Here is a 13,147-nt window from a genome sequence, read left to right as displayed (position 1 = left end):
TTATGATTTAAGTTTATAGAAATCATTTTATTCAAATCCCTTAGTAATTTTTAGTTTTTGAGTAAGGCAATTAACAAATTAGATATTTAATTTGAATGGTATAAAAATGGATGAGAAGTATCAGGTGAAGCTACTTGAGAATTCAATATTATTCGACCCTGAATGGTATTTGTCACAACATTCAGATGTTGAGAGTATAGAGATAACACCAGAGCAACATTATCTACGATATGGGTGGAGAATGGGAAGAAGTCCATCATCTTTATTTTGTGGAGTAGGTTACCATAATAAATATCCCGATGTAGCTCTGAGAAATGAAAATCCACTTATCCACTATCTCCGATTTGGAAAACGAGAAGGAAGGGAAGTGCAAGCAGTAAAAGAGAAAAATTTTCTTACAAAAAAAGATTTGAATATTGATACTAATAAATTGTTTTTTCCTGAGACGGATAATGAAAAAAAAAATTTAAATGAAGAGTTTAAAAATCAATTAAAAAAAACTCAAGGTTTACTTGAAAAGTATGTCAGACGATGCAGAGAGCTTGAATATCAAATCATAGATGAAAAAAATTGAATCTTGTATTTGTAAGGAAGGTTTTAAATGAAGGTACTCATTGTTTTTGGAACTCGTCCTGAAGCTATTAAAATGGCACCATTAGCTTTAAAACTGATAATTGATCAAAGATTTAATACTCAAGTTTGTGTAACAGCTCAACATAGAGAAATGTTAGATCAGGTACTCAATCTATTCGGATTAATTCCTGATTATGACCTAGATCTAATGAGATCTGGTCAGAACTTAACTGATATAAGCGTAGGAATACTTCAAGGTATGCATAAGATTCTTGAAGAAGCAAAACCTGATATTGTATTAGTTCATGGTGATACGGCAACAACTTTTTTTACAAGTCTTGCAGCATATTATTCAAAAATCCCCATAGGTCATGTAGAAGCAGGCCTACGAACCGGAAATTTATTTTCTCCATGGCCAGAAGAGGCAAATCGGAAGTTAACAGGTGCCTTAGCAGACCTTCATTTTTCACCAACAGAAAATTCAAGGAAAAACCTTCTAAATGAAGGAGTAAGCTCTGAGAAAATATTTGTTACTGGCAATACAGTAATAGATTCCTTGTTAGAAGTAGTACGAAAATTAGATGAAGATAAGAAGATATATGATAAATTTAATAATGAATTTAATTTCCTTGATGACAATAAAAAATTAATTTTATTAACTGGGCATCGACGCGAAAGCTTTGGTGGCGGATTTGAACGTATTTGTCAAGCCATTTTGGAAATTGCGAAATCACATAGAAATGTACAAATAGTATATCCCTTACATTTAAATCCAAATGTAAGGGAACCTGTTAATCGACTATTAAATGACGTAGAGAATATTTTCCTGATAGAGCCTTTAGACTATCTTCCATTTATCTATCTAATGAATAAATCATACATTATTCTATCAGATTCTGGTGGAATTCAGGAGGAAGCTCCTTCGCTAGGTAAACCTGTACTAGTAATGCGTGACACAACAGAACGACCAGAAGCTGTTAAAGCCGGAACTGTAAAATTAGTAGGAACAAAAGTAGATGTTATTATTAAGGAAACATCTACATTACTTACTGATAAAGACAGCTATAATAAAATGAGTTTTGCCCATAATCCATATGGGGATGGTCAAGCATCAAAAAAAATAATTAATGTGTTAGCTGATTTTGAAAAAAAATTCAAAAGATTAAATATATAGCTTAAAAAGCTATTTTAAAAAGACACTTTTGTTCAAATAGGGATATTTATGAACTTTGAAAAAATCTCAGTAGTTGGTTTAGGGTATATAGGATTACCAACAGCTGCTATGCTAGCAACTCAAAAAATTAACGTAATCGGTGTTGACATTAATCAAGACACTATAAATATTGTCAACTCAGGCAATATACATATTATAGAGCCGGGCCTGGAACAAATTGTTCAGAAGGCAGTATCTAGCGGATATTTACATGCAACGACTAAACATCAATCTGCTGATGCATTTTTAATTGCTGTTCCTACTCCTTTTATTGAGGAGTCAAAAGTCAAAGATAAAAAAGCAGATCTAGGATATATTGAGGCTGCATCGAAATCACTAGCGCCTTTATTAAAAATTGGTGATTTAATTGTACTTGAGTCAACCTCTCCAGTAGGTACAACAGAGAAAATTTCGGAGTGGCTTGCCGAAGCACGCCCTGATCTCACATTTCCGCACGCTGATGGAGAGTTATCCGATATAAGAATTGCTTATTGTCCAGAAAGAGTATTGCCTGGGAATGTCCTTCATGAACTTGTTGAAAACGATCGTGTTATAGGTGGCTTAACAAAAAAATGTTCCGAAGCAGCAGAAAGCCTATATAAGATTTTTGTTAGAGGTGAATGCTTGTTAACTACAGCACGTACCGCTGAGATGAGCAAACTTACAGAGAATAGTTTTAGGGATTTAAATATCGCATTCGCAAATGAACTATCAGTTATTTGCAGCAAATTAAATATCAATACATGGGAATTGATATCTCTTGCTAATAGGCATCCCCGAGTCAATATCCTTCAACCAGGTGCTGGCGTAGGAGGACACTGTATAGCAGTCGATCCTTGGTTTATTGTTCAATCATGTCCTGCTGAATCAAGACTCATTCGTACAGCACGTGATGTAAATGACTGTAAACCTGAATGGGTATTGAATCAGTTGGAGGTTATTTTAAAAAATATAAGAGTCAAGAATCCCGGCTACACTAGCAGAGATATTACTGTTGCTTGCTTGGGAATTACCTTTAAGCCAAACATTGATGATCTTAGAGAGAGTCCTGCTTTAATGATTGCAGAGGGAATCACAAATCTTGACTGTAACTTACAAATTGTTGAGCCTAATATCCAACTTTTACCTGAAAATCTCTCCAATAAAAATGTTGAACTAGTTTCTTTAGATCACTCATTAATGAATGCAGATATTTTTTGCATACTTGTAAAGCACAATGAATTTCAAAAATTAGTAAATAAATTCGATCAGAAAGATAATATTATCGACGTAGTTGGCCTTCTTAGCTAGCTATTTAATAATACAGCAAAGTGTTTGATCCCTCTAACTTTCAAACCGTTGGGCAGAACTCAATATGGATGTATTATTAAAACATGCTGAAGATCTTGCTAGTCGTCTTATAAAGGATGTGTATTTACCTATTCAAGGTCGTGTTGCCTATGTAGTCAGCCACGGACAAAGTTATGCTAGCAACGGTTATTCAATACGAACACAAGCGATAGCCAAAGCATTAAATATAAATGGATTAGAAACTCTTTGCTTTGTTCGCCCTGGTAGACCATGGGAGTTGGGGGTAAAAAAAGGCTCAATTAATCCAGAGGTTGCAATTAATGGAGTAAGATATATTCATAGCCGATGGAAAAATGACATACCTCCTAACAATGAACAAGCTTCACTTGAAGCAAGTGTGGCTTGTTATTCAGAACTTTTTAGCATTTATCGGCCAGAAATTATATTAGCAGCTTCAGATTATACGGTCGGCTTGCCAGCATGGATTGTCTCTAAATCACTGGGATTGCCTTTTTATAATGAGGTAAGAGGATTTTGGGAGCTTTCAAAAGCAGCCAGAGAACCTGGTTTTGAAAAAACTTTGGATTTTCAAATAGAAGCAGATCGTAATTCTTTTGTAAGTAGTAAAGCAGTAAAAATCTTTACCTTAAACCAAAGAATGAAAGCCGAGCTTACAAAACGTGGATTGGACAATAATAAAATATCTATTGTACCTAACTGTATAAGTGAGGTTCCAAAAGTTAGGCAAAGTATTTCTAATTTGAGGGCTAAGCTGAGAATAAATGATGATGACAAGGTTGTAGGATATATTGGTAGTTTCTCTTCATATGAAGGAATAGATTTACTTATTGATGCTTGTAAAAAGTTAAGAATCCAAGAAGATAAAATCAAATTACTACTTGTAGGAGATTATGAACCAGTAAATGAAACGATATCAACACCACAAAGAATTTCCAATGAATCTTGGTTTATTCAGGTAGGACGAGTACCACATGAATTGGTTGCTGATTATTATGCACTTATCGATACAGTTGTAATTCCACGTAAAAAATTAGCCGTATGTGAACTAGTTTCACCGATAAAGGTTGCAGAAGCCATTGCATTTGGGAAGCAGCTTGTAGTATCAGATGTAGTACCACTTAATGAAATTGTAGGGAAAAATAAAAATATTACTGTATTTGAATCCGGAAATATCAATAATTTAGTGAAATGCATCCACAATTCATTAAATGTACCTGATTCAAATACGAATCAAATTCCATTATTAAAAGATTATATCTCAGAGTTAGTTTCGGAGTTAAAGACCAAAAACTTTCAGCCAAAATGTGTTAAGTCTTCACGAAATTACGAAGATAGAGAGGAGGAAGTAAAGCAGCTTGAAAAAAGAATAGAAAATAAATTAGAAACTTTAGAAGGAGCTTCTTCTAACATAAGTTTTCAGCTGGCCAATCAAGATCAACTACGAGCTGACTTTAATGGAAATCGATCTAATTCTTATTTAAAAAACATTAAACCAATTACAAATAGGTTGAGTGAAAAATTTCCAAATGGACCATCAAATAAATATACTGAAAATAAAAATGAAAAACAAGAATTAATAAATGAAGCTCAGTATATTAAAGAAAAAACAATTAGACTAAAAGAAAACACAAGAGAAGATGTTGCTCAAATAAAAATTCCTATACATGGATCAATACTAGAATTATCTTCGACGATTGTATATCATGTTAGTAATTCTCAAACTACGCGTAAAGCCGTAGTTCTCTTCCAATTTTTCGATCAATTTGAAAAGATCATTAAGCGTATTCCTGGGGTTGGAATTGCTGCTGCATTTGATCAACATTTTCGATATTTGAATAAAAATAATAACTCATTAGAGGATGATGTAAAAGAAATCTTCAAATTGAATCTTCCTGATGATGTCGCGAGTGTGGCAATATCCGTTGCAAGTCTTGGTTTGAAGTCAGACGAACATATTGATATACGTATTCTTGGTAGATGCTATAACATAGCAGCAGAAATGCTTCGTAAGAAAGAGTTCTTAAAGCGTCAGCCTATGCCTCCAGCAATTGTTCATGAACCTACTCATAAGCGTTTAATTAAAGATTTAGTTGTCGCATGTATACTGGATGAATTTACTACAGAATGTTTAGAGCATGAGGTTATTTTAATAAAGATAACACAAGAAAATTGGGCTTATGAATTAGAAAAGAATCATCCTAATTTTCTTTTAGTTGAAAGCTGTTGGAAAGGAAACAACAATAATTGGGGAACCCTTAGTAAGGGTAGCGGAGCTGGAAAAAAGCTTAGTGGACTACTTACTTTCTGCAAAAAGAAAAATATTCCTACAATTTTTTGGAATAAAGAGGATCCACCTCACTATCAAAAATTCGGCCCTATTGCTAAGCTCTTTGATGTGGCAATTACTACAGATAGTAATATGATTCCTATTTATAAGAAGGATTATGGTATTGATGTGTATCCACTCTCTTTTGCTGCACAGCCGAAAATTCATAACCCACGAAGTATTCTCATAAGAAAAGCTAAAACAGTATTTGCTGGGTCATACTATGAGGATAAACCTAAACGATGCTCCGATTTTAAATTTATATTTGATCAAATAGAAAACGCAGGCTTAGAATTTGATATTTTTGATCGAAATTTTGGAAAAAATATCAAAAAATTCATTTTCCCAGAAAAATATCAAAAAAATATTATTGGAAATTTAATACCTTCTGAAGTTTGGAAAGCTCACCAAGGTTATAAATATCAAGTAAATATTAATTCGGTTCAAGATTCGGAAACAATGTTTGCCCGTAGAGTTTATGAATCGCTAGCTTCAGGTACACCAGTTATAAGCAATGATTCAGTTGGTGTTAGAAAATTATTTGGTGATATTGTTATCATGCCCAAGAATAACAAAACAATTACTAGTCAACTTGGGGAGTTAGAAAGGTCTCCAGATGAATACCGAAATCTTTCACGCTGTGGAGTTAGAAGAGTTATGAGATCTCACACTTATGGCCATCGTATCCAAGAATTATGTAATTTAATTGGTTTAGACGTGAAAATTTCATATCCAGATGCCACGTTGGCTTTGACAGCTAAAAGTGAAAAAGAAATAGATCAGGCAAAAAAAATATTTAAAGAACAAACAGCTCAAAATAAAAAATTATTTATTCAACTAGAAAACTTTGAATCAGCTTATCATTACTTAAACCAGTCTTCTCATTCTATTACTTATGCTATGGATTTTGCAAAGAAGTTTTATCCTTCAGAAAATAGTTTTTACAACACTGAAAACGTATTAAAAGCTGACATGAAAGATAACATTATTCCGGAAGCCTTAGAGGACTTTATCTATTGGGGGCATCTTTAAAAAATGAAGAAGAAAATATTATTGATATCTTGGCATTTCCCTCCCTATAAGAGTTCATCAGCGTTCAATTTATTTAAACGCTTAAAAGACACATGTTTTGAATTTGATGTAATTCAGGCTTACCGAGATGAGAAACCTGACAACGAGAGAATGTTTAATTACTCATTAAGTTGCTTTAATAGATACGAAGTAACGGTACCCTCGGAAGATGCACGAAATACTGAATCAAGAATGTACTTTGTAGAAAGAGTAATTGATTATTATAGAATCTTAAGAGATCACAACCATTATTCAGTATTACTCTCTCACTCACATGAGAATATTTCACATATGGCTGCAATGGCCATTAAAAATCTTAATCCTCAATTACGTTGGATAGCATCGTTCGGGGATCCAATAGCTGCAAATCCATATAACCATTCATACAAATTCCCCATGCTCAAAGAGGATATTCAACTAGAAGAGGAAGTCCTACAAAAAGCAGATCGCATTATTGTCACGAATCCATATCAGCAAAAAATAGTTTTAAGTTCACAAACTAAATCAATTAAAAAAAGTAAATTTTTTGTTCTTCCACATTGTTTTGATGAGCGAATGTATGAAAAGGAATTACAGAAAAAGAATAAAGCCGGTGAAAAAACAAGCATTTTTCGCTTCATGCATATCGGAATGCTTTATAAATTTAAGAGAACATCTGAACCATTTATGCTCGGAGCACAACGCTTACTACAGAAGCATCCCAATCTAAAAGGAAGAATTAAAATTGACTTCTATGGAGCCAATGACTCTTTTATTAAGGCTGCTGAGAAATATGACCTTAAAGAGGTCGTGAGTTTTAAAGGAACTGTTGATTATTTAAAAAGCCTTACTTTGATGACTAAGGCAGATTGCTTACTTTTACGCGATGCAGAATTTAGTGAGCAAGGTCTGGATTACAGTCCATTTTTTCCAGGAAAATTAGCTGATTACCTTGGTGCCAAAAGACCTGTATTGGCTGTTACTATGAAGAATGGTTATGTCCCAGATATACTTTCTAAGTTGGGAGGTGCGTCCCTCAGCGAAGATAATATTGAAGGGATTGCTGATGCAATGTATGGCATGATTAAAGGACGTTACATAATAGATAAGAATGAGGCAGAAAGTTATTCATGTAAACATAATGCCGAAAAAGCTAGAGAGACACTGACATTTAAGGATGATAAAAAAGTCATTTTGATAACTGGACATGATTTGAAATTTGCCAAATTTGTTATTAACGAGGTTAAAAAAAATACAAATTTCATTGTTTTAGTTGATAAATGGGAAAGCCATGAAAAGCATGATGAAGAAAAGAGCCTAGATCTTTTAAATCAGGCTGATGTAATCTTTTGTGAATGGGGACTAGGGAATTTAGTTTGGTATTCCAAAAACAAGAAAAAAGGACAAAAACTTATTACACGTGTCCACGCTCAAGAGTTAAAAACTGAACATCTTAAAAGATGTAATCATGAAAATATAGATTTTTATATTTTCGTGTCACCCTATTATTATGAGCTGATGGTAGAAAAATATTCTCTTGCTAGAAATAAATGCAGAATGATCTTTAATATGATTGACAGGGAATTTCTTGACAAGCCGAAATTGTCTGGTTCAGAATTTAATTTGGGTATGATAGGGGATGTGCCTCAATCTAAACGACTAGATCGAGCTTTAGATATTTTTGAGGATCTATACCAAAACGATAATAGATATAAACTTTTTATAAAAGGAAAAAGGCCAGAAGAATATCCATGGATGCACTCTAAAGCAAAAAAAAATGAATTATTTTTTTACAAGCAGCTATATAAAAGAATTGAAACAAATAACTGGATGAATAATGTCATCTTCGAAGGATTTGGGCCAATTGATGAATGGCTTCGAAAAATTGGCTGGATTCTATCTGTAAGCGATAATGAAAGTTTTCACTTGTCGGTTGCTGAGGGTATGGCCTCTGGCTCAACACCGATTCTGTTAAATTGGCCTGGGAGTGAATACATATATAATAGCAATTATATTTTCAATACAATTAGCACCGCTTGTAATTATATAAAGAAAAATAAAAGCCATGATTCAAACCTTCAGAAGAATTATACAAGAAAATTTTGCCATAAATTAAACTCTGATAGGCTAATTTCACTATTTTGAGGTTTTGAAATGAATTTTAATTTTTTTAATTCAGAAAGAATAATTAGATTGACCCCAATAACAAAAGACACTGTTCAGGTTGCGGATTCAATAATTAGAAATAATATTAAAGTATTCCCCACTTTGCCAAATATCTCTGTAACTAGTTTAAATGATTTATGGTGGACGCGATTTACATCAGCTCAAAGTACCTATTCTCTCTATATATACGCATTTTATCCAATTTCATATTTGCTTAATGCGTATGAGATTACACAGAACGAGATATACCTAAATAATGCGCTTAAATTAGTTGACGGATTTTATCGATGGGAAGCACAAGGTTTTAAAAAAATAAATAAAAAAATGAGAAAAATTTTGCATGGAGATCATGCATTTTCAAATAGAACACAATCTCTATGTTATTTATTAGTATGCATGCGACATGCAGGTAAAAACATTTCCGATAAGCTTATTGAAAATCTTATTAAAAATGGAGATTACTTATCTGATATTAAAAACTATAGCCACTACAATCACGGACTGATGATGGATCTTTCATTATTAGGCCTTATTAATACTCTTGATGGTGAACACATAAATTACCCAGCAAGCTATAAGCTTAATTTAATTGCTCGCCTGAACCATTCTATCTCTAGAGATATTACCTCTGATGGTGTCCATGTTGAAAATAGCCCTGGCTATCATTTCTGGCTATTAAGTTTCTTAGAGAAAGTTATTGACCCTTTAGCTTACATAGATACAGATTTATATAAACTAGCCTCTTGTGTCTTAGAAAAAGCTTCGGCATATGCAATGCTCATTGCAAGACCTGATGGTTCAGTCCCTGCCATCGGGGATACTCATGCTGGTGTTAAATATAAAATATCACAAGGCCTTTCAAGTAAGTATTTGAAAGATGCAAATAAAGTGATATTTAGAGATCCGGATGATACTGTTTGGGCCTACTTTTGCTCTGGTTATAAAACTCATGTCCATAAACATGGTGATAATGGGGCCTTTAATCTCTTTTATAAAGGTCAGGATGTTTTTATTGATCCAGGATTTTTAAATTATGAAAAAACAGATAGCTCAATAGAAATAAAAAAAACATCTTTTCACAATACAGTATGCCCTAAAGGTGAAAATCAAGAAATAATTGAGATCAATCTCTCTCAAGAAAATCAAAACTATCAGGGCAATATTGGCCGATCAAAAATAATTGGATATCGTAATCTAAATGAAGTCGAAATAGCACTAGCAAAAATATCAGACTACCAGTCATGCACAATTGACAGATTGATTATTTGGGTGAAACCTAATATATTTTTAATTTATGATACATTGGATGGAGTGCATCAAAGCATGGAGCAGTTTTTTCATGTAGGGTCTTGCTTTAAGGCGTCTATAGATGGGATTCACGCTAATTTAATTGACATAAACGGCGTCAGAGTCTGTCGAATAGAACAATTTCAGTTTAATGAACCAGATAATATCCCAGAGCAAAGAGCAACTGGCTCTATTCAACCAGGATTTTACGCAAAAAATTTTAACATAAAACATCCAAGCCAACGTATTGTATTCGAAACTAAAAGTGATTATTTTTTAACACTTGTTCAATTAGGCGAAAAAGACGAATTAGATATTACCATTGAATCTAGATCCTCTTCAAAAATTTACTTAAAAAAATCTGAAAAAATTATTGAGCTTGATTTAAATTATTATATTTCACTTATTAACTCTTAATTTGCATGACTCTCAAGGAGTTGCGTAATGTTAAATTCTCCGCCTGTAATTATTTTTGGTAATCCTAGAAGCGGTACACGAATGTGTGCAACAGTGCTTAATGTACATCCTGACATTTGTATAACAGATGAATTTTACAATGTAGAGATGTTGTTAAATCTTGCTAATCGACAGATTTCTTCTTTCTTAAGCAAGCGTGTCGATGAAGATTCAATTCCTTTGCGGAAAGAATTGCTAGTTAAAAATTATTGGACTCTTCGTTGTACATTTGACCAAATAGAAAAATCACATAAGGCAGTAATTATTGGGAATAAGACGCCTAGAGCTGAAAAACATTATCAAACCTATGAAGAAATATTTTCTATAAATAAGCCAATCTATATTTACTGTGCAAGAAATGCCTACGATGTTTTAAGAAGTATAAAGAATTTAAAAAATATACAATGGAATAAATTGCCATTTAAAGATCTTTTTGAAAACTACAAGAATAGCTATCGAATTTATACAGAAATAAAGGAGAAGTATCCAGATAGAATAATTTTCATAAATGTTGACAAGCTCGACAAATTACAACCATTTGAAGTTTATCGCCCAATCTTCGATATTCTTAAACTCAAATATAATGCAGATTTTATCGAATGCATTAATAGAATTTCTCCTCAAAACACACTTGAAAAAGTAAAAAAAGTTATTAAAGACTCATCTCCGGTGGAAGAGCTTACAGTTGATGAGGAGGAATTTATTTCGAATTGTCATGAGTATAAAAAAATAGAAGATCAATTTCTTGAATCAGAAAATTCTTGATATTTATTATGGATATTAATTGTCAATGATATTTACTCTTTTAGATTTATGATATACTATTTAATTAAACTCGACATTTAATTCATATTATATTCTATAGTGAGGGTTAGATTTATGCATGCAATTAACTCTTTACTGTTTGATAAATTAGCCCTTTTTTTATCGGAACTACCGAACATACCTGAAAATTATTCAACATATATTGATAGCTTAGATTGTGAATATATAAATATAAAAAGCCCAAAGGCGCTAAAGAATGCTTTCTTTGAAGAATCTGTGAGGCTTAACGCCTTAGTATTAACAGGTCAATTTAGGTCATTTATCGGTGCACATTCTTACATAGGCGAGGGTGGATACTTAAAACAATGCTTTATAGGAAGATATTGCTCTATTGGTAGGCGTGTAACCATTGGCGCAGGATCTCACTCCATGAAAAATTTAACAACCTATCCGGGGTTATCAAAAAAAACACCAACAAGTCCAGTAATTTTAGAAAATGATATATGGGTAGGTGATGGAGCTATAATTTTACCTGGGATAAGGATTGGTACAGGTGCGGTCATTGGAGCAAATGCTGTTGTTACTAAAGATGTTAGTAATTTCAGCGTAGTTGCTGGTTCACCAGCAAGACATATAAAATACAGGATCGATTCATCTCTATTTTCATCAGTTTTGGATAGTCTTTGGTGGGAATATTCTAAAGATATTTTATTAGAAACAAAGGATTTGGAACTACAAGATCGCTTGATGGTCTTAAATGCCTTAAATAAAAATAATTTCAAAAACTATGACACCTATCATATTTCATAAAACGCTCTTTCTATTTGGTTTAATCTTTATTATCTTTTAAAAAATGTGTTATAATTGATTTTCTTCAAATGGATTTTCTGTTTACTATTGTAATAACTTTTGAATATTGATATTTCTTGATTTATAAGTAATTCTAAAAAATAACTTCACAGTTGAGAATGAAATTGGATGATCTTGATACCATATTAAAAAGTATTGAAGAGAAAATTATTCAATCAGGAAAAGACAATGCTAGTAAGCTTACACGAGACTTAATAACTGTTCAGAATCGTGTTTACGCTCAGCTTGAAAGCCTTAGCTGGCTTCAGAAACGCCTGTCAATTAAGGGGCAGTTACCACCATTACGTGGATGGGCTGCATCTCCCGACGTTTTGCTTCTATTACATACACATATTATGTCTACTCGTCCAGCTATAGTCGTTGAGTTGGGCAGCGGTGCTTCTACACTGGTCATTGCTGATGCTTTACGCCAGAATGGAGTGGGTAAGTTAATTTCTATTGAGCATAGCGATAATTATGGAGCTCAAACATTATCTACACTCGAGGTTGAGTATTTACAATCTTGGGTTGATCTAAGAGTTGGTGATTTAGAACTTTGGAGCGGTAAACATTTAAACTCTGACGATTCCAATAGTCCTTGCCACTGGTATCCTTTGTCTCTATTTGATGGAATTGATAATATTGATCTGCTTTGGATAGATGGACCACCGGGAGCTACTTGTCCATATAGTCGGTACCCAGCGCTACCTGCTCTTTTCAATAAGTTGACCAGCAGGGCTGAAGTTTGGATGGATGATACTATTCGTAAAGAAGAGAAGACCATATGCGAGCGCTGGGTAAAAGACCATAACTTTAGTTTGGAATACCTAACTTTAGAAAAGGGATTGGGTCGCATGAAGAATTTAAATAATATAGAAGATTCTTTAAGTTCACAATTTCTGAAGAATTTCACAAAAAATGATCCTAAGTACCTAAAATCTCTCGAAAGAAATATGTCTTTTTTTAAACAATCAAACCTTTGATTGATGTTTATTTAAATATAACACTCATAATGAATATCTTTTAGTGGAACGAATTAGATTTTTTTATCCATAGAAACCGAGTGTAATTGGTGGCGGGAGTTCAGTTAGTGACTTTAAGAATCTAGAAAGAGATACGGAAGAGTCACTATTAGCTGAGCAACTTTTAAC

Annotated in this window: 9 protein-coding genes; all 9 read left to right on the top strand. The window is 33.1% G+C overall.

The annotated features are described in order from the left end of the window. Positions 1–106 precede the first annotated feature (106 nt). The 9 genes from ACJJIV_RS06425 to ACJJIV_RS06385 all read left to right on the top strand — a co-directional run bounded on the left by ACJJIV_RS06425 (position 107) and on the right by ACJJIV_RS06385 (position 12,979). A complete protein-coding gene (locus ACJJIV_RS06425; RefSeq protein WP_444891160.1) occupies positions 107–574 on the top strand; it encodes a hypothetical protein in 468 nt (155 codons plus the stop codon). A 27-nt stretch (positions 575–601) separates the two neighbouring features. Then, complete coding sequence (wecB, locus tag ACJJIV_RS06420) at positions 602–1,747, top strand: non-hydrolyzing UDP-N-acetylglucosamine 2-epimerase (RefSeq protein WP_444891159.1); 1,146 nt, start codon at positions 602–604, stop codon at positions 1,745–1,747. Positions 1,748–1,795: 48 nt separating this feature from the next. Further along, positions 1,796–3,076 carry a UDP-N-acetyl-D-mannosamine dehydrogenase gene (gene wecC / locus ACJJIV_RS06415; protein WP_444891158.1) on the top strand — a complete coding sequence of 427 codons (1,281 nt, stop codon included), beginning with the start codon at positions 1,796–1,798 and terminating at the stop codon, positions 3,074–3,076. A 64-nt stretch (positions 3,077–3,140) separates the two neighbouring features. After that, entirely contained in the window at positions 3,141–6,455 is a 3,315-nt protein-coding gene (locus tag ACJJIV_RS06410) for a glycosyltransferase (RefSeq protein WP_444891157.1), read from the top strand. Between the two features lie 3 nt (positions 6,456–6,458). Beyond that, positions 6,459–8,618: a glycosyltransferase gene (locus ACJJIV_RS06405; RefSeq protein ID WP_444891156.1), complete on the top strand. Its 2,160-nt coding sequence runs from the start codon at positions 6,459–6,461 to the stop codon at positions 8,616–8,618. 9 nt (positions 8,619–8,627) lie between these two features. Further along, complete coding sequence (locus ACJJIV_RS06400) at positions 8,628–10,343, top strand: heparinase II/III domain-containing protein (protein ID WP_444891155.1); 1,716 nt, start codon at positions 8,628–8,630, stop codon at positions 10,341–10,343. Positions 10,344–10,370: 27 nt separating this feature from the next. Next, positions 10,371–11,147 (top strand): sulfotransferase, encoded by a 777-nt coding sequence (locus tag ACJJIV_RS06395; protein WP_252084749.1) that lies wholly within the window; start codon positions 10,371–10,373, stop codon positions 11,145–11,147. Between the two features lie 114 nt (positions 11,148–11,261). After that, positions 11,262–11,957: a CatB-related O-acetyltransferase gene (locus ACJJIV_RS06390; RefSeq protein ID WP_286037004.1), complete on the top strand. Its 696-nt coding sequence runs from the start codon at positions 11,262–11,264 to the stop codon at positions 11,955–11,957. 158 nt (positions 11,958–12,115) lie between these two features. After that, a complete protein-coding gene (locus ACJJIV_RS06385) occupies positions 12,116–12,979 on the top strand; it encodes a class I SAM-dependent methyltransferase (RefSeq protein WP_252084750.1) in 864 nt (287 codons plus the stop codon). Positions 12,980–13,147 lie beyond the last annotated feature (168 nt).

The sequence above is a fragment of the Microbulbifer mixtoriginis (SeqCode) genome (genome assembly GCF_052466765.1).
This window is presented reverse-complemented; position numbering and strand designations above follow the sequence as displayed.

What these genes read in the sequence shown, in the direction of transcription:
- ACJJIV_RS06385 (WP_252084750.1), top strand. Translation starts at nt 12,116, where the DNA reads ATGAAATTGGATGATCTTGATACCATATTAAAAAGTATTGAAGAGAAA.
- wecC (WP_444891158.1), top strand. Translation starts at nt 1,796, where the DNA reads ATGAACTTTGAAAAAATCTCAGTAGTTGGTTTAGGGTATATAGGATTA.
- ACJJIV_RS06395 (WP_252084749.1), top strand. Translation starts at nt 10,371, where the DNA reads ATGTTAAATTCTCCGCCTGTAATTATTTTTGGTAATCCTAGAAGCGGT.
- ACJJIV_RS06425 (WP_444891160.1), top strand. Translation starts at nt 107, where the DNA reads ATGGATGAGAAGTATCAGGTGAAGCTACTTGAGAATTCAATATTATTC.
- ACJJIV_RS06405 (WP_444891156.1), top strand. Translation starts at nt 6,459, where the DNA reads ATGAAGAAGAAAATATTATTGATATCTTGGCATTTCCCTCCCTATAAG.
- ACJJIV_RS06390 (WP_286037004.1), top strand. Translation starts at nt 11,262, where the DNA reads ATGCATGCAATTAACTCTTTACTGTTTGATAAATTAGCCCTTTTTTTA.
- ACJJIV_RS06410 (WP_444891157.1), top strand. Translation starts at nt 3,141, where the DNA reads ATGGATGTATTATTAAAACATGCTGAAGATCTTGCTAGTCGTCTTATA.
- ACJJIV_RS06400 (WP_444891155.1), top strand. Translation starts at nt 8,628, where the DNA reads ATGAATTTTAATTTTTTTAATTCAGAAAGAATAATTAGATTGACCCCA.
- wecB (WP_444891159.1), top strand. Translation starts at nt 602, where the DNA reads ATGAAGGTACTCATTGTTTTTGGAACTCGTCCTGAAGCTATTAAAATG.